At 61.2% G+C, this 17,784-nt stretch carries 18 protein-coding genes; 3 read left to right on the top strand and 15 right to left on the bottom strand.

The genetic code is table 11. From position 1 onward, the window contains the following. Positions 1–5 precede the first annotated feature (5 nt). Both AC1RVY_RS14635 and AC1RVY_RS14630 read left to right on the top strand, forming a co-directional pair. On the top strand, positions 6–1,202 hold the full coding sequence (locus tag AC1RVY_RS14635; protein WP_492806949.1) for a ribonucleotide-diphosphate reductase subunit beta: 1,197 nt from the start codon (positions 6–8) through the stop codon (positions 1,200–1,202). Between the two features lie 183 nt (positions 1,203–1,385). Beyond that, complete coding sequence (locus AC1RVY_RS14630) at positions 1,386–1,970, top strand: histone (protein WP_218296057.1); 585 nt, start codon at positions 1,386–1,388, stop codon at positions 1,968–1,970. 134 nt (positions 1,971–2,104) lie between these two features. Here AC1RVY_RS14630 and AC1RVY_RS14625 read toward each other — a convergent pair whose 3' ends face one another. The 7 genes from AC1RVY_RS14625 to AC1RVY_RS14595 form a co-directional block, all read right to left on the bottom strand. Then, entirely contained in the window at positions 2,105–3,001 is an 897-nt protein-coding gene (locus tag AC1RVY_RS14625; protein ID WP_218296058.1) for a carbohydrate kinase family protein, read from the bottom strand. A gap of 30 nt (positions 3,002–3,031) precedes the next feature. Beyond that, a complete protein-coding gene (locus AC1RVY_RS14620; RefSeq protein WP_492806948.1) occupies positions 3,032–4,477 on the bottom strand; it encodes a zinc-ribbon and DUF3426 domain-containing protein in 1,446 nt (481 codons plus the stop codon). 55 nt (positions 4,478–4,532) lie between these two features. After that, positions 4,533–5,447, bottom strand: coding sequence for a 50S ribosomal protein L11 methyltransferase (prmA, locus tag AC1RVY_RS14615; protein WP_218296060.1), 915 nt, complete (start codon positions 5,445–5,447; stop codon positions 4,533–4,535). Positions 5,448–5,526: 79 nt separating this feature from the next. Next, positions 5,527–6,876, bottom strand: coding sequence for an acetyl-CoA carboxylase biotin carboxylase subunit (gene accC / locus AC1RVY_RS14610; protein WP_218296061.1), 1,350 nt, complete (start codon positions 6,874–6,876; stop codon positions 5,527–5,529). 7 nt (positions 6,877–6,883) lie between these two features. Next, positions 6,884–7,339, bottom strand: coding sequence for an acetyl-CoA carboxylase biotin carboxyl carrier protein (gene accB / locus AC1RVY_RS14605; RefSeq protein WP_492806947.1), 456 nt, complete (start codon positions 7,337–7,339; stop codon positions 6,884–6,886). 150 nt (positions 7,340–7,489) lie between these two features. Further along, positions 7,490–8,074, bottom strand: coding sequence for a TlpA family protein disulfide reductase (locus AC1RVY_RS14600; RefSeq protein WP_369643331.1), 585 nt, complete (start codon positions 8,072–8,074; stop codon positions 7,490–7,492). After that, positions 8,071–8,670, bottom strand: coding sequence for a hypothetical protein (locus AC1RVY_RS14595; protein WP_218296064.1), 600 nt, complete (start codon positions 8,668–8,670; stop codon positions 8,071–8,073). Before AC1RVY_RS14595 ends, AC1RVY_RS14600 begins: the two co-directional genes overlap by 4 nt. A gap of 181 nt (positions 8,671–8,851) precedes the next feature. Between AC1RVY_RS14595 and mpl the strand changes: the two genes are divergently transcribed. Next, positions 8,852–10,276 (top strand): UDP-N-acetylmuramate:L-alanyl-gamma-D-glutamyl-meso-diaminopimelate ligase, encoded by a 1,425-nt coding sequence (gene mpl / locus AC1RVY_RS14590; protein ID WP_492806946.1) that lies wholly within the window; start codon positions 8,852–8,854, stop codon positions 10,274–10,276. 50 nt (positions 10,277–10,326) lie between these two features. Here the strand turns inward: mpl and AC1RVY_RS14585 are convergent, their stop codons facing one another. The 8 genes from AC1RVY_RS14585 to AC1RVY_RS14550 form a co-directional block, all read right to left on the bottom strand. Continuing rightward, on the bottom strand, positions 10,327–10,638 hold the full coding sequence (locus AC1RVY_RS14585) for a hypothetical protein (RefSeq protein WP_218339692.1): 312 nt from the start codon (positions 10,636–10,638) through the stop codon (positions 10,327–10,329). A 116-nt stretch (positions 10,639–10,754) separates the two neighbouring features. Beyond that, positions 10,755–11,876: a 3-deoxy-7-phosphoheptulonate synthase gene (locus tag AC1RVY_RS14580; RefSeq protein ID WP_218339693.1), complete on the bottom strand. Its 1,122-nt coding sequence runs from the start codon at positions 11,874–11,876 to the stop codon at positions 10,755–10,757. Between the two features lie 280 nt (positions 11,877–12,156). Continuing rightward, positions 12,157–12,693, bottom strand: coding sequence for a hypothetical protein (locus AC1RVY_RS14575; RefSeq protein ID WP_218339694.1), 537 nt, complete (start codon positions 12,691–12,693; stop codon positions 12,157–12,159). A 113-nt stretch (positions 12,694–12,806) separates the two neighbouring features. After that, positions 12,807–13,955, bottom strand: coding sequence for an SGNH/GDSL hydrolase family protein (locus tag AC1RVY_RS14570; protein ID WP_492806945.1), 1,149 nt, complete (start codon positions 13,953–13,955; stop codon positions 12,807–12,809). Positions 13,956–13,958: 3 nt separating this feature from the next. Continuing rightward, the gene (locus tag AC1RVY_RS14565) at positions 13,959–14,111 is read right to left on the bottom strand and encodes a DUF5989 family protein (RefSeq protein ID WP_218296070.1); all 153 of its coding nucleotides are present in this window, start codon (positions 14,109–14,111) and stop codon (positions 13,959–13,961) included. Further along, positions 14,111–14,527, bottom strand: a complete 417-nt coding sequence (locus AC1RVY_RS14560; RefSeq protein WP_492806944.1) for an SxtJ family membrane protein — start codon at positions 14,525–14,527, stop codon at positions 14,111–14,113. The genes AC1RVY_RS14565 and AC1RVY_RS14560 overlap by 1 nt, the downstream gene beginning before the upstream one ends. Before the next feature lie 14 nt (positions 14,528–14,541). Beyond that, positions 14,542–16,371, bottom strand: coding sequence for a carbamoyltransferase family protein (locus AC1RVY_RS14555; protein WP_492807112.1), 1,830 nt, complete (start codon positions 16,369–16,371; stop codon positions 14,542–14,544). Between the two features lie 78 nt (positions 16,372–16,449). After that, positions 16,450–17,745, bottom strand: coding sequence for a sialate O-acetylesterase (locus AC1RVY_RS14550; protein ID WP_492806943.1), 1,296 nt, complete (start codon positions 17,743–17,745; stop codon positions 16,450–16,452). Positions 17,746–17,784 lie beyond the last annotated feature (39 nt).

Here is a 17,784-nt window from a genome sequence, read left to right as displayed (position 1 = left end):
AATCTATGTTGACCTGGGACGAAGAAGTCAAGCCCTCATCGCAAAATCAACTGGACGGCGGTCTGCAAAACAACCGCCCGGCGGGGCAACCGCCTCTGTCTTTTCAGTCCCCCTCGCTGCACCCCGTTGCTGCGACCGCAACGGCCGCGGCCGACCCGCAAGTGGCGGAGTCCACTGCAGTGCATCGGCGCGTCAATGCCGCCGACAAGCGCATCATCAACGGCCAGACCGACGTCAACCAGCTGGTCCCGTTCAAGTACAAGTGGGCGTGGGAAAAGTACCTCGCCACCTGCGCCAACCACTGGATGCCGCAGGAAGTGAACATGACGCGCGACATCGCGTTGTGGAAGGACCCGAACGGCCTGACCGATGACGAGCGCCGCATCATCAAGCGCAATCTCGGCTTCTTCGTGACCGCCGACTCGCTGGCCGCCAACAACATCGTGCTGGGCACCTACCGCCACATCACGGCGCCCGAGTGCCGCCAGTTCCTGCTGCGCCAGGCCTTTGAAGAAGCCATCCACACGCACGCCTACCAGTACATCGTGGAGTCGCTCGGACTGGACGAGTCCGAGATCTTCAACGCCTACAACGAAGTCCAGTCGATCCGTGACAAGGACCAGTTCCTGATCCCTTTCATCGAAGCGATCATGGACCCCAACTTCCACACCGGCACCCCCGAAAACGACCAGACGCTGCTCAAGTCGCTGATCGTTTTCGCCTGCCTGATGGAAGGCCTGTTCTTCTATGTCGGCTTCACGCAGATCCTGGCGCTGGGCCGGCAAAACAAGATGACCGGCGCTGCCGAGCAATACCAGTACATCCTGCGCGACGAGTCGATGCACTGCAACTTCGGCATCGACCTGATCAACCAGCTCAAGCTCGAGAACCCGCACCTCTGGACAGCCGAATTCAAGGCCGAGATCAAGGCGCTGTTCCTCAAGGCGGTCGAGCTGGAATACCGCTACGCCGAAGACACCATGCCCCGCGGCGTGCTGGGCATGAACGCGTCCATGTTCAAGGGCTACCTGCGCTACATCGCCAATCGCCGTGCCACGCAGATCGGACTGGAAACGCTGTTCCCCAACGAAGAGAACCCGTTCCCGTGGATGAGCGAGATGATTGACCTCAAGAAGGAACGCAACTTCTTCGAGACCCGGGTTATTGAATACCAGTCCGGTGGTGCGCTGTCCTGGGACTAGCGCCTTTCGCATCACACCACCATGGATTTTTACACCACGCCCCACACAGACAGCGCCGCAGAGCGTTGCCGTGCGGGGCGTTCCCGTGTTCATGGCGATGGGGGTTTTCTCCATCGCCATGGATCGCTTCGTGTCCACTGCAGACACGAAGTGCTCTTTGCAAATTGACCCAAGGAGAACATGATGGCAACTGCGAAAAAAACGGCCGCCAAGAAGGCAGCCCCAGCGAAAAAGGCCGCATCGGCAAAGCCCGTAGCGGCAAAGAAGGCTGCACCGGCCAAGAAGGCCGCTCCCGCCAAGAAGGCAGTAGCAGCGAAGAAGGCTGCACCTGCCAAGAAGGCAGCAGCGCCAGCCAAGAAGGCCGCTCCCGCCAAGAAGGCAGTAGCAGCGAAGAAGGCTGCGCCCGCCAAGAAGGCAGCAGCACCAGCCAAGAAGGCCGCTCCCGCCAAGAAGGCAGTAGCAGCGAAGAAGGCTGCACCTGCCAAGAAGGCAGCAGCACCAGCCAAGAAGGCCGCTCCCGCCAAGAAGGCAGTAGCAGCAAAGAAGGCTGCGCCTGCCAAGAAGGCAGCAGCACCAGCCAAGAAGGCCGCTCCCGCCAAGAAGGCAGCAGCAGCAAAGAAGGCTGCACCCGCCAAGGCCGCCCCCGCGAAGAAAGCTGCACCGGCCAAGAAGGCCCCCAAGGCGCCTGCCCCTGCGGCCGCTCCTGCAGCACAGACTACCCTGAACCCTCAGGCAGCCTGGCCCTTCCCTACGGGCAACAAGCCGTAATCAGCACGTATTACGCGCTCAACCCGGTGCCGTTGCACCGGGTTTTTTTATGCCTGCCGAGACACGCGCTTCGGGCAAAGCGGCACCTCGAACCGAAGCCGCCCCCACCCGCCTGCCCCGCAGGCACCACCCCCTCACGCGGGGGTGAAATCCAGCGTGTAGTTCTGCGGGCCGCGCTGCGCAATCTTGAGGGCCCCGACCCGGTTGCCCAATTCGGCGCAGCGGGCCAACGGCCAGCCCTTTTCCAGGCCGAACAACAGCGCGCCACGCCAGGCATCGCCACAACCCGTGGGCTCGACCACGGCAGCCGGCTTCGCGGCGGGCACATGCTCGCGCTCGCCGTCAATCCAGACTTCGCAGCCTTCCGCAGCCAGGGTCACGACCAGCCCGCGCACACGCCGGGAGATGTCGGCCAGGCTCCAGCCCGTGCGCTGCGAGAGCATTTTCCCCTCGTAGTCGTTGACCACCACCCAGCTGGCAAGATCCACGAAATGCGCAAGCTCCTTGCCGTCGAACATGGGCAGGCCCTGGCCAGGATCGAACACAAAGGGAATATCCGCCGCCTTGAATTGCTCTGCATGCTGCAGCATCGCCTCACGCCCGTCGGGTGCGACGATGCCAAGGCGGATGTCTCCGCGCGCGGCAACGCGCGTGATGTGCGCCTGCTGCATCGCCCCGGGATGGAAAGCCGTGATCTGGTTGTTGTCACGGTCGTTCATGATCATGGCCTGGGCCGTGAAGCTGTCGTCCACTTGCCGCACAAATTCGGTGCTGATGCCCAGCGTTCGCAGCCGCTGCAAGTAGTCCGCTCCGTCGCTTCCCAATGTCGCCATGGGCAATGGTTCGCCGCCCAGCAGCTTGAGGCTGTACGCGATGTTGCCCGCGCACCCCCCGAAATCACGGCGCAACGAAGGCACCAGGAAAGAGACATTCAGGATGTGCAGCTGGTCCGGCAGTATCTGCTCGGCGAAGCGGCCCTCGAAGGTCATGATGGTGTCGAATGCCAGGGAACCGCAAATAAGGGCAGCCATATCAGAAAAGTAGGTTGGTAGAAATCAGTATCAGGGATAGAACGCCAGCAGCCGATAGCCGGCCACACGCGCCCCGCCAGTGGTCACGATCACCGACACCGAGGCGCTCCATTCACCGCGCGCCGGCAACTCCATCGGAGCCCCCAGGTCGGCCGGCAGCAGGACACGCCGGAGAACGGGCTGGTCCTGCGCGTCCGTCAGGGTCAGCTCCACGGCGGGCATGGCCAGGGGTATCGAGGCCTTGCTCTTCATGGCCAGGGCCAGCTGATAGCTGTCACCCCGGGCCTTGTTGAAGGAGGAGCTGTCGATGACCACATCCGCAATCTGGCGCTGCGGCGCAATCTGGCATTGCAACGGAACGCACAACGCCATCAACCATGGTCTTGTGCGCGGATCCATCGCCGCCACGCGGTCACGCTCCTGAATGGCGACCTGCAGCGCGAGCGCCGCGACCGACAACAACAGCACGAGGGCAAGCCCCACGCGCACCATCGGCTTGCGCCAGAACGCCTTTCGCCGCGCCGCGACGACAAAGCTGACCTCCTGCCCGGCATCCACTCCCTCGTCCTCGTCGTCATCCAGGTCTGGCGCGTCCCGGGGCGAATTGCGCGAGGGCGCCAGCAAGACGGCTGCGGGAGAACGGTCCTCCACGAGCGCCAAGGCCTCCGGCCCGGGCACCACGGACTCCCGCACAAACTCCACTGGCGGCAGGGGCTCTGCGGCGCCGTCCGGCGCGGCGGGTGCCACCTCGACGCCACCGTCCTCCTCCGGCGCGGAGGCGGCCGCCGGTTTCACAGGCAACTCGAGCGCTGGATAGCCCATGTCGGTCAGGGCCGCTGGCGAAACCGGTTCAGGCTCCTCCTCGGGGTCTCGCAACGCGGCGTACGGCAATTCATACCCGCCCGGCACGGACTCAACGGCCACATCCGGCCGTGCGGCGGGCAAGGGATCCGAGACCACGGGGGAGGAAGGCGGCACCGGAGCCGGTGCCGGTGCCGCGCCATCGGGACTGCCAGGCGACGAAGAATCTTCCGGACGCCACGCAAATCGCGTCAGGCGCGCCATGCGGGCGTCCTCGCCGTCAGCCACGTCCCCGCTTACCGCGGCAAGAAAGGCAGGCACCGCCGGCTGAGGGACATCCAGGACAGGGGTTGCGGGCAATTGCGGAAGCGCGGCCTGCGCGGGCCCGCTTGCCGGCGACACCGCCGGAGACGGTGAAGCAGGCGGTGGAGAGAAAGGCTCGCCCCATGCGCGCTCGGCATCCGCCCTGCGCGCCACGGGCACCGGCGGCGGACGCACGTCGGTCAAGGACACATCCGGCAAAAGCGCGGGAGGGGCCGCTGGCAGCAGATGCGCCGACGCATCGAAAACCTCTTTGCATTGGCCGCAGCGCACCCATCCTTCGGAGATGCGCAATTGGTCTGCCACCACCTTGAAGGAGGTAAGACAGGACGGGCAGCGAGTGATCTGGCTCATCAGCGATGGATTGTAGATAGCGGCGCACGCAACCCCGCCGGGCGTGTGGCTCTGCCTACGCCGCCTCGTCGCGCCGTGCGGTCATCAGGATCCAGCCGTCCTCCAGGTCGGCCACCTCGAGCCGAATCCAGGGTGCATAGGCTTCTTTCAGCTCATCGGCCTGGCGCTCCAGGATGCCCGCCAGCACCAGGTGCCCGCCCGGCATCACATGCCCGCACAGGAGGGGCGCGAGCACCCGCAAGGGGGTGGCAAGTATGTTCGCCAGCACGGTCTGGTATGCGCCCCGGGCCTTGTCGGGCAGGCCGGCATGCAGCTGCACCTCATTGGCTTGCGCGTTCAGCGCCGTGGATTCCACGGCGGCAGGATCGATATCCACCGCATCAATGTCCGTGGCACCAAACTTCGCCGCGCCAATCGCCAGGATGCCGGAGCCGCAGCCATAGTCCAGAACCCGGCCCAGCGGATTGCCCATGGACGACTCGGTGGCACCGTTGCGGGCAATCCAGCGCAGGCACATGCGTGTCGTGGGATGGGTGCCGGTGCCGAAGGCCAGGCCCGGGTCCAGCCGGATGCTGCGCTTCGCCTGCGCCGGCAGTTCATGCCAGGTGGGAACGATCCAGAAGTCCGGGGTGATGTCCACGGGTGCGAACTGCGATTGCGTCAGGCGCACCCAGTCCTGGTCGGCCACCTGGGACACACCCAGGACCTGGCAGCCGGCAAAGAAGTCCTGCACGGCCAGCAGCTGCTGCGCATCGCGCGCAGCCCCTTCGGAGGGGAAGAGCGCCGTCACCCGGCTGCGCTGCCAGCCATCCTTGGGCGGCGGCATGCCAGGCTCGCCGAACAGGGCCTGTTCGGCATCGGTCTGCGCATCGGCATCCTCCACCGACACGCTCAGTGCATCCAGTGCATCCAGGGCATCGCTGACCGCTTCGATCCGGTCCTCGGGGCACATCAGGCTCAGCTCAAACATAGGCGCCTCTCAGAAAAAATGAAATGCTGGCACCCGTCGCCAGGAGCCAGCATGCGAATGACCGTGCGCAGCCGCAATCTCAGCGCTTGTGCTGCGACAGCCACTCTTCCAGATAGTGGATGTTGGTGCCGCCAGCCATGAACTTGGCGTCCACCATCAGCTCGCGGTGCAGCGGCACGTTGGTGTTGATGCCTTCGATCACGGTCTCGTTCAGCGCCGTGCGCATGCGGGCCAGGGCCTGCTCGCGCGTGTCACCGTGCACGATGATCTTGCCGATCATCGAGTCGTAGTTGGGCGGCACGAAGTAGTTGGTGTACGCATGTGAATCCACGCGCACGCCGGGGCCGCCTGGTGGGTGCCAGGTGGTGATGCGCCCGGGCGAGGGGATGAACTTGTAGGGGTCTTCCGCATTGATCCGGCACTCGATGGCATGGCCCCGGATCTCGATCTGGCGCTGGGTGAACGGCAGCTTCTCGCCGGCCGCCACCATGATCTGCGTCTTCACGATGTCCACGCCGGTGATCCACTCGGTCACGGGGTGCTCGACCTGCACGCGCGTGTTCATCTCGATGAAGTAGAACTCGCCGTTCTCGTACAGGAACTCGAACGTGCCCGCGCCGCGGTAGCCGATCTTCTTGCAGGCCGCCACGCAGCGCTCACCGATCTTTTCGATCAGCTTGCGGGGGATGCCGGGTGCCGGCGCCTCTTCGATGACCTTCTGGTGGCGGCGCTGCATGGAGCAGTCCCGCTCGCCCAGGTAGACCGCGTTGCGGTGCTTGTCGGCCAGGATCTGGATCTCGATGTGGCGCGGGTTCTGGAGGAACTTCTCCATGTACACCGCAGGATTGCCGAAGGCGGCGCCCGCTTCGGCCTTGGTCATCTGCACGGCATTGACCAGGGCGGCTTCGGTGTGCACCACGCGCATGCCGCGGCCACCGCCGCCGCCGGCGGCCTTGATGATCACGGGGTAGCCCACGGCCTTGGCAATGCGGCGGATCTGCACCGGGTCATCGGGCAGCTCGCCCTCGGAGCCGGGCACGCAAGGTACGCCCGCGCGGATCATGGCCTGCTTGGCCGAGACCTTGTCGCCCATGATGCGGATGGACTCGGGCGTGGGGCCGATGAACTGGAACCCGCTCTTTTCCACGCGCTCGGCGAAGTCCGCGTTCTCGGACAGGAAGCCGTAGCCGGGGTGGATGGCCTCGGCATCGGTCACCTCGGCGGCGGAGATGATGGCGGGCATGTTGAGGTAGGACAGCGGGGACGGGGCGGGGCCGATGCACACCGCTTCTTCCGCCAGCTTGACGTACTTGGCGTCGCGGTCGGCCTCGGAGTAGACCATCACCGCCTTCACGCCCAGCTCATGGCAGGCGCGCTGGATGCGCAGCGCGATTTCGCCGCGATTGGCAACAAGAATCTTCTTGAACATGAGCGCCTTATTCGATCACGAACAGCGGCTGTCCGTATTCCACGGCCTGGCCGTTTTCACCCAGGATGCGGGTGACCATGCCCGATTTGTCGGCCTCGATCTCGTTGAGGATCTTCATCGCCTCGATGATGCAGATGGTCTCGCCTTCCTTGACCTGGCTGCCCACTTCGACAAAAGCCTTCGCGCCGGGGCTGGAGGAGCGGTAGAACGTACCGACCATGGGCGACTTGACGATGTGGCCCGCAGGGGCTGCGGGTGCGGAAGGCGCAGGCAGCTCGGCCACCTGCGCGGCGGCGGGTGCGGGGGCGGCAGGCGCCTGCACCGGGGCGGGCACATACTGCTGAACCACGCCCCCCACGCTCTTGACGATGCGGACTTTGCCCTCGGCCTCCGTGATTTCGAGTTCGGATACGTTCGACTCGGACACGAGATCGATGAGGGTTTTGAGTTTTCGCAGATCCATGGGAGCTCCAACGGCTATAAAACTGAATAGGGCGCGAATTTACTCCAATTTCGGCCTATCACCGTCTTCCACGGGTATTTTTCATGAACTACATCATGCCAATAACCGCCGGATATCCCAGCGGAACCGCCAGACGGCCGGTGCGAGGGGTCAGCGCAAGGCAGCCCAGCGCTGCAGATCCTGCGGGGTGATCTGCCCCATTTTACGGTGCAGGACACGGCCGCTGCCGCCCAGGACCACGGTGAACGGCAAACCTCCCGTGAGATTGCCCAGCGATCTGCCCAGGTCCGTGCCGCCCAGGCCGGCCAGCCCCACAGGGAATTCCAGCGGGATGCGCTGCAGGAATTTGCGCACGGCGGACGGCTGGTCGATGGCCAATCCAAGAACTTGCCATCCGTTCGCTCCATGTTCGCGGTAGAAGGCATTGAGCATGGGAAGCTCCTCCACGCAAGGCGGGCACCACGTCGCCCAGAAGTTCAGCAACAAGGGTTTGCCGGCCAGCGACTTGAGCGCCACCGAGCCGCCTTCCGGTTTTTCGAATTCCATGGTCCAGAGCGCTTGCTCGGCCCCCTGCTCCATCGCGTGGGGCTGGAATTTCCACCAGGCCAGGCCCGCGCCGCCCAGCGCGGCGGCGCCCGCCACGCCCGCATAGAGCAGGCGCCTGCGGGAGGCTGCGGGCGCAGTGCCAGGGACGGGGGCCGCAGAGGCAGGGTGATCGGAAGAAGGTGTCGTCATGGGGCTGGGGTTTCCTGGAGCAGGCGCCGTACGGCGGTCATGTCGCCCCGCGGCACACGTCCCTTCGCGTCCGGGCGCAAGGCGCCGCGCAGGTCGTCAAGGTCATAGATCAGCAGGTGCACCCCGATCATCTCATTGAGTTCGGGGGATTTGCTGCCCAGGCTCAATGCTTCGACCGACTCGCCATGGAAACCGGTCACCGTGCGCGGTTCATAGTCGACGTGGTGGTCGATCAGGGCTATTTCTGCCGATTTCGGGTCATCGCAGAACAATTGCAGATAAATATCGGACAACCGCGTGGCCGTTCCATGCCAGACCGCGCCCGCCAGATGGGGGCGGAAGGCCGCCATGCGCTCCATCCACACCAGGGCGAGCTGGCGCAGCGCCCGCAACTCGCGCGGCTGGGTGTCGGCACAGAAAAGCTGGATGTACTCCCGCACCGCGGCCTCAACCTGGTCGTTGTCCGGCAGGGGGGTGCGGGCGGGCAGCCCCATCTGGCGCAGCGCCCGGCGCTTGGCCGGGCCCCATTCAAGCCCTTCCTCCACCACCAGCCGGGCCGTGGTGTGGGCGATTTCGTCGCTCAAAGGTGTGTGCATGGCAGTGGGAAGGCAGCAAGGAACGAAACCGCATTGTGGCCCGAACCGCCCACCAGGACTACGGGTTGACCCTAGTCTCCACTCCGGCCACACCCGCATTTACTATATTTTTCATAGCTTCTTGCGCTTGCCAGCCAAGCGCTGGAGCCCCGTTTTCTGTTGAACCTTAGAATCTGCGCCCATGCATATACACATACTGGGCATTTGCGGCACGTTCATGGGAGGCCTCGCCGCACTCGCACGCGAGGCGGGCCACAAGGTGACGGGCTGCGATGCGGGGGTCTATCCGCCGATGAGCGACCAGCTCCGCGCGCTGGGCATCGACCTGATCGAAGGGTTCGGGGCCGACCAGCTTGACCTGCAGCCCGATGTGTTTGTGGTCGGCAACGTGGTCAGCCGGGTTCGGCAGCCCGATGGATCGCCCAAGTTTCCCCTGATGGAAGCCATCCTGGACGCCGGCCTGCCCTACACCAGCGGCCCCCAGTGGCTGGCCGAACAGGTGCTGCAAGGCCGCCACGTGCTCGCGGTCGCGGGCACCCATGGCAAGACGACGACAACCTCGATGCTGGCCTGGATCCTGGAAAGCGCGGGCCAGCAGCCGGGCTTTCTGATTGGCGGCGTACCCCTCAATTTCGGGTTGTCGGCCCGGCTGGGCGCACCCCGGCGCCCGGTGCCCGCGCCCTCGCCACTCGGTGCGGCGCCGCTGTTCGTGATCGAGGCGGACGAATACGACACCGCGTTCTTCGACAAGCGCAGCAAATTCGTGCACTACCGGCCCCGCACCGCCGTGCTGAACAACCTGGAGTTCGACCACGCGGACATCTTTGACAACTTGGCAGCCATCGAGCGGCAGTTCCACCACCTCGTGCGCACCGTGCCCCCGTCGGGCCGGGTGGTCGTCAACGGCCTCGAGGAAAGCCTCGCCCGCGTGCTGCACACGGGTTGCTGGAGCGAGGTGGCCAGCTTTGGGGAGGCCGTCAGCGACTTTTCGGCCGAGGGCGATCCCCAGGCGTTTGATGTGCTGCACCAGGGGCGCAAGGTGGCCCGGGTGGAATGGGCGCTGACCGGCGTGCACAACCAGCTCAACGCGCTGGCGGCCATTGCCGCCGCGCACCATGTGGGCGTCAGCCCCCAGCAGGCGGCCACGGCACTGGCGGCCTTCCAGAATGTGAAGCGGCGCATGGAGCTGCGCGGGACCGTGCACGGGATTGCCGTGTATGACGACTTCGCGCACCACCCCACCGCCCTGAGAACCACCCTGGACGGCCTGCGCCGCAGCCTGGGCCACGGCGTGCGCATCCTCGCGGTGTTCGAGCCCCGCAGCAACACCATGAAGCTGGGCGCGATGAAGGCGCAGTTGCCGTGGGCGCTGGAACCCGCCGATCTCGCGTTCTGCCACACGGCCGGGCTGGACTGGGATGCAGCCGAAGCCCTCGCCCCCCTGGGCGTGGGCCCGGGCCTGCGGGCACAGACTGCCGGCGACATCGCCACCCTGGTGCAGCAAGTCACCGCGGCAGCCCGCCCGGGTGACCACATCGTGTGCATGAGCAACGGCGGATTTGGCGGAATCCATGCGAAGCTGCTGGATTTGCTACAAAATAAATAGCTGCCTGCGCTTGTATGACAAGCGCTAGGGCCCTATTTTATCCAGAAGGGTCAGAACGACACGGCCATGCCCGGCACGTCCACGCGCACCACCGGCTTGGCCAGGGCGGCGCTGGCGGCCCGCGCAAAGTCGCGGGACCATGCCGGATCGGTCAGGAGCGAGGCCCCTGCCGCGCGTGCGACGGTAAGCACCTTGTCGGCCAGCAGCACCTTGCCGCTGGCGCGCAAGGGTTCGCAATCGAGCGCGGTGAACTGGTCGTCGAGCCAGCGCCTTCCGGCCTCATGGCCCATGGGCTCGGCGCCCTCCAGATCGAAACGGAATTCCTGGTTTCCGGCCAGATGGACCGACACTTCGCTGTGCATGATGGTTTGCCTTTCTTCTGAAGCCGTGGTGCTTCCCGTGCGTCATCGCACGGGCCGCCACAGGCTTGCAGTTTAGGGCCTCCCGCCTGCGGCGCGGACCATCGGCCCGTCCGCCGTCAACGCGCGCGGCGCGCCTTGACCGCGTCGGACAGCTCGGAGAGCGACACCAGCGAGTCATCCCACCCCAGGCAGGCGTCCGTGATGCTCTTGCCGTACTCCAGCGCGCCGGGCTGGTCCTTGCCGGGCGAGAACTTCTGGGCACCGGCGATGAGATGGCTTTCGATCATGAGACCGAACACGCTGCGCGATCCGCCGGCGAGCTGCGCCGCGATGTCGCGTGCCACGTCCAGCTGCTTTTCATGCTGCTTGCTGCTGTTGGCATGGCTGCAGTCCACCATCAGCGTGGCGGGCAGCTTGGCGGCCTCGAGGTCCTTGCAGGCAGCGGCCACGCTGGCGGCGTCATAGTTGGGAGCCTTGCCGCCCCGCAGGATCACATGGCAGTCCTTGTTGCCCTTGGTGTTGACGATGGCCACTTGGCCGTTCTTGTGCACCGACAGGAAGTGGTGGCCCCGGCTGGCCGACTGGATGGCATCGGTGGCGATGCGGATGTTGCCGTCCGTGCCGTTCTTGAAGCCAATGGGCGCCGAGATGCCGGACGCCAGTTCGCGGTGCACCTGGCTCTCGGTGGTGCGGGCACCGATCGCGCCCCAGCTGATGAGATCGCCGATGTACTGGGGCGAGATCACGTCCAGGAACTCGCTGCCCGCCGGCATGCCCAGTCGGTTGATGTCGATCAGCAACTGCCGCGCGATGCGCAGCCCTTCGTCGATGCGGTAGGTCTCATCGAGGTAGGGATCGTTGATGAGGCCCTTCCACCCCACCGTGGTGCGCGGCTTCTCGAAGTACACGCGCATCACGATTTCCAGGGTGTCGGCGTACTGCGCGCGCACGGCCATCAGGCGGCGTGCATATTCCAGGGCAGCGGCCGGATCGTGGATGGAACACGGCCCGATGACGACCAGCAGGCGGTCGTCCTTGCCCGCCATGATGTTGTGGATGTTCTTGCGGGTCTGGGTAATCAGCGTCTCGACCGGCGTGCCGCGGATCGGGAAAAAGCGGATCAGGTGCTCTGGAGGAGGCAACACGGTGATGTCCTTGATACGTTCGTCGTCGGTCTGGCTGGTTTTCTCGACGCTGCGGTACCAGGCATCGCTGGTGGGGGTGGTAGGGGCCGTCATGGTTGCTTCCTCGTGGAGTCAGTTGAAGTGGATGGGAAAACGGGAGGGCGGAAAAACAAAAACCGCCGGGCTTTGCAGCGTCGGCGGTTGGTATGGGAAGGTTGTGTCAGCTTGCGCGTTTTCCTCTCATCCGCCGGGGACCGAGATAAAAAACCAAAAATAAAACGCGCTGCGAACTTGCATGGCGACCAATGTAGCACAGGAGTGCGGCAGTGCAGCAAGTTTGAAATGTTGTGAATTCACTACAAGTCAGCAGCATGGCCGCGGCCAAGCTTCTGGTTTACCGCCCCCAGCCGCGAAGCCATTCACGTGCGCGCTGCAAGGCGGACGGCTTGCGCCGTGGCGCGTCTGGCAGATCACTGAGGGGATCGCTTTGGTGTTCATACATATCGATGAGCAAAAGCGCCTCGCCCAGCGTGCGCCAGGCCAGGAGTTCGAAGTGATCGAAGCTGGCGCCTTCTTTGGCACTGCGGCGCTCCAACATCTGCTGCCAGGCTGCAATGGCGTTCCGCAATTCCCGCAACGCACGCTGATAGGCGCCAAACTCATACAGTGCGTGCCAGGCCGATCCCAGGCCGGTAAGAAGCAATTGGTGTTCGCGCAGCGCCCGAACCAGCGTGGCCACACACGAAAGGATCGCCTGGGGGTCAGCGCCTCCCCGCCGGGCCCTGACGGCCTCGTCAATGAGTTGCGACATCAGCCCGAGACTTTCGCGCAGCTCCCGCGACTCCTCGTCAGCCACCCCCTCCCGCAAGAAGCGGCTGAGGTCACCGAACGACTGGCCCGAATACTGCGAGCCAAAACGCGTGGAAGTCATGGACGTATTGTGCGCGAGCCGGGTCGTTTGATTGAATCTCGCAAGAAGCCCACCACTCTGGCCTCAGAACAAACAGCCCTGCCCCATGCCGCGAAAACGCGATCCGGCGGAGGCTATGGCGCCCGCCGCACCGCACTCAACTTTTTGGACACTTCAGAAAAAATAGCTTTGGCGATCACGGCATTGCCCTTGTCTCCAAAATGAAACTGATCCAGGAACATGTCATCCTTCGCCGAGTACCGGTCGAAGATGCCGGACAAATCCACAAAAGTGAAATTATCCAATTTCAGGTTCGAGAGATTTGAAGACATGGCCTTATAGCAGTCAATGTAATAATCTTTCGAAGCCGAAATGAAGTCTCTTTCACGCTGGGTCAGATCCTTCTTCGTCACGGAAAGAGTGGGCTGCAGGAAAAATATCCAATCCACTTTACCTTCCTGCAGTGCATACGCACCCAAGCGTGCATTCTTTTCAATCCGGCGGGCTACGATTTGCGGCGACACCGGCTGAGCGGCCGGACGCGCATTGACCAACTCGGGCAACTCCTGCCTTCCAGCCACCTTCAGGGCAATGTTCACCAGAGACCGGTAGTAGTCATCGGCGAATGCGCTGAACCACAACACATTTCGCCCCGCATCAGCCCAGAAAACATCGTTATTTCCCGAGAGTGAGATGACCAGATCTGGTTGAAGCTCGGAAAGATAGTTCTCAATGGCAATGCGCTCATGGGTAGAAGACCATGCGGGGTTCGCGAACGTGAAAACCTCGAAGCGGGCCTTGTCCTTCTCCGTTGCATTCGCATTGAGAAGATCACCAAGAATACTGCCAATAGTCTGTTCCTGGCTCGGAGAACCAGAACCAAAAGCGGTTGACCCCCCCGTCAGGAAAATGCGATAGGACCCATTGGGCTTCGGATTCACCAGCTCCTGCTGGCTCCGCATCTGCCAGGAGTTGATATGGGCATTGTGGTGCTGCCCCGGTGCCGGGGCCGTCCCTACAAAAGGCGTGGGCTGATTAGGAACCGACCAGCTGATCTTGCCGGTATCGACAGACGGGTCGCTATAGGCATTGCGATAGTTGTTGCGTTGCTCGTCTGTCAGCTTGGTGGCAGACAACACGCCCGCCAAGGTTTCACCTTGTTCCACCCAGCGAATGGTTCGCTCGAATTTTCCCGCCGCGACATACCCTCCTGCCCAGTATCCGACAGCCACCAGCGAGCACAGCAGAAATGAAGGAAGGAAGAAATATAGAAATTTCTTCATCATTCAAAATAAAGTATAAATAAACGGAGCTATTACCGAGCCTTGACCGAACACGAGCAGAGCCCCCAGCAGCAACAGGACCGCCAGCACGGGAATCAACACATACCTCTTGTGCTCGCGGAAAAATAAAATAAGCTCCTTGATAAGTTCCAGCATCAGAATTGGCGCTCCATGTGTTCAGGTTTTCGGGGCATCTTGTTAATTCGATATGTCTGCAAATCGCCATTCCACTTCTTCTGCAGCGTATCCTTGCCAAGGATACGCATCAGAAAACCTAGCGGAGAAAATACTAAAATATAAACAATGCCCAGGATGATTCGGGTGTTGATCCAACCCAGCACTTCGCCGACGCGCATCCAGTATTTATAAACCAGGCGCAGCGCAACAGGAAAAACAGTAGCTACCAGGAAAAATATGCCCGCAACGATCCAGGGCCAGTGGGGCCATCTGGCCGACCACAACCAGGGAAGCAGCAAGCCGAAAATCAGGGCAACGAAGCCCCCCATGACATAGCCGAATTTGCGCAGCTCCTGCTTGCGCTCATTCATGCTTTTTTCCAGAGCTGTTTTCATCATATGAAGAATACTCAATCCAGGGCGAGCGCACCCTTGCGCTGACCTACCAACGCATTGTTCTGCGCATCCTTGGACAGCAGTACATTGCCCAATACGAGATAATCCATATCCGTTCCCATAAAACAGCGATAGGCGTCCTCCGGCGTGCACACGATGGGCTCGCCCCGGACGTTGAAAGAGGTATTCACCAGAACCGAGCACCCCGTCTGTCGCTCAAAAGCGCTCAGAAGCTGGTAAAATTCGGGGTTGCTCGTCCTGCTCACCGTCTGGACCCGCGCGGAATAATCCACATGGGTTACCGCAGGAATATCCGAACGTACCTGATGCAGCTGCGCCAAGCCTTGCAGGGATTCATCGGGTTTCCGTTGAATATCTTCATTCACCTGTGCAACAAGCAACATGTAGGGGCTGGGCCGGTCAAGATCAAAATATTTTTCTACATTTTCCTCTTTGACGGCAGGTGCAAACGGGCGAAATGATTCGCGGAATTTTATCTTCAGATTCAGTTGCGATTGCATCGCCGTCGAACGGGGGTCCGCCAATATGGATCTGGCGCCCAGCGCCCTTGGTCCAAATTCCATCCTGTTCTGGAACCAACCCACCACCTTTTCATCTGCGAGCAAGCCTGCAACCGTTTCGTACAGGCCCGTCTGATCCAAGACCGTGTAGCTTGCCCCCAGCGCATCCAGTTTTTCAACAATATCCAGCTGCGCGAACTTGGGCCCCAATAGAGACCCCTGCATCTGATCCACTCCGTTGAAATACTTCCGTTCTTCTTTTCTGAATTTGTGGAAGGCGGCATAAGCGGCACCCAGCGCTCCGCCGGCATCCCCTGCGGCTGGCTGAATCCAAATGTCCTTGAAAATACCTTCCCGCAGCAACCGCCCATTCGCAACACAGTTCAGCGCCACGCCCCCCGCCATGCATAAGTACTCCGCGCCGGTTTCTTTCTGCAGCTGCCTCGCCAACTTCAGTACAACCTCCTCCGTCACCACCTGTATGGACGCAGCTATATCCATGTCGCGCTGGGTCGGGGCTGTTTCGGCACCACGGGGCGGGCCACCAAACAAATCGGAGAATTTCCGATTGGTCATCTGCAGGCCCGTGCAGTAATCAAAATACTCCAGATTCAGGCGGAATGACCCATCTTCCTTGACATCGATCAGGTTATCAAAAATCAGATCGACATACGTTGGCTTGCCGTATGGTGCCAAACCCATCAGCTTGTATTCTCCAGAATTCACCTTGAACCCAAGGTAATAGGTGAACGCAGAATACAGCAATCCCAGGGAATGCGGAAAATTGATCTGCCACAAGGGAGTCAATTCTGGACCATCCCCCAGCCAGGCGGACGTAGTTGCCCACTCACCGACCCCATCCAGGCACAATACCGCAGCCTTCTTGTACGGGCTCGGATAAAACGCAGAAGCCGCATGCGATTCATGATGCTCTGCAAACAGGATCGGCGGCAGGTCGGATTCCTTGCACGACAGCAGGCCGGCAAGCTCCCTCTTGAGAGTTTTCTTTAAATACAGCTTTTCTTTCAACCATATCGGCACCGCAGTGACAAATGATTGAAATCCACGGGGTGCATAGCTTAGATACGTATCCAGCAAGCGCTCGAATTTTAAAATAGGCTTATCGTAGAATACGATGGAATCCAGATCATGCGAGCGCACCCCAGCTTCTTGCAGGCAATATTCAATAGCATGCCTGGGAAACTGCGCATCATGCTTTTGCCGCGTGAACCGTTCTTCTTGCGCCGCAGCAATTATCCGACCAGACTGCAACAGCGCGGCGGCACTATCATGGTAGTATGATGATATACCCAATATATTCACAACGTACAAGCCTTTATATCAAAATACCAGAACAAGTGCCGCAAACATAAATAATGTACGCATTTTACACATGGCCTTTCAATACACTGGGGCGCATGCGTAGCCTCGGCATGCCCCGCCATATCCGTATGTCCAGGGGAAGTACTTCTGAAGCTGCCGGTCGATCAAATCACCAGGCTTGCAGCAAGGCACTCTCTCGAGCGCTTCCGTGATGGGAGTCGAGTTCTGCCGTTTGGATTTCACTTTTTTCCACACCACACTCTGAAGGTTTCCTATCGCAGCCCTGCCCACAAGCGCCTGATACGCTCTTGCACCCAGGTGAAATTGACCATACTCATTGAAGTGAACCCCTCCGGCCACAAGATGCTCCGCAAAATCGTCCGTATCCACAACGCCCACTTGCGGCAAGCTCCGCGCCACATCCATCTGAGCGGATCTCACATATTTTCTATATTTCCAGGCAGGATTGTCCTGAATTCTCCCAACAATCACCGGAAAATCCAGGTCATCGGAACAGCCCATGCCATTCACATCCCGCCTTATTTTTGTGATGAAGTTCTTTAGATTACTTCCATAACTCCGCGCCCATGTTTCATCCAGCGCATCAGTTTCACCTTGCATGAAAAAAAGCCCGGCAACCCTCATCCGTACATTCATTCGCTTTGAATTATAAGCATTTGCAATCAACTCCAGCAGTTCAACGTACAGGTGGCCGCCTGGAGCCCAATGATCGGCAGATGCGGTGTAGTTCAGTGACGTATTTGAAACCGCCAATTTGGCAATGTAATGATCATATGGCGGCTGATCATTTAAAAATTGTGCAAGATGCAATTCCAGCCCAAACAAGTCCGTTGATTTTGTGCCAAATGGGAAAAAATGAGGGCTGCCAGTCAAGTTCTTATAACCAAACCCTGGTCTTGCCACCCCCCATCCTGCAAAATCACTCCAATTGACATCCTGGGAGCGTACCGCATCATCATTGCCTGCCACACCCGGTGGCGCACCGTAGATCCCATAAACACTCACGTTGGGGTAGACAGTATTTTCATGGGCATACTTTTTTTTCCCTACGCCAATGTCCCTGACAGACGCCAGCCCAACAGCATTCGACTGCCCGGCAACAACATACAGCTGCCTGACTGGTGCGGAGGGATTGGCAGTCTGCACCATGCATGTTTGTGCATGAGCCCCCACGCCGGGAAGAACTAGCCCCAACAGGCAAGCCAGATCCCTCAGAAAACCAGCAGCCTGTCTATGAATCGTCCCTTTGGGTTTCAGGCTTTTTCTCAAGCATGCAGCCCGATTGGAAAACAAGACCGGCCGCTCAGGCAAAGCGCCCTCCAAGGCAAGCAGGCCACTGGATTGCGCACGCATACACCGTGGTGGCAGTCAGAAAAAATACTGTCCCGTCAG

It is taken from the genome of Acidovorax sp. GW821-FHT11A03 (assembly GCF_058809075.1).
Note: the sequence above shows the minus strand (reverse complement) of the source record. Positions and strands in the feature narration are given on the sequence as shown.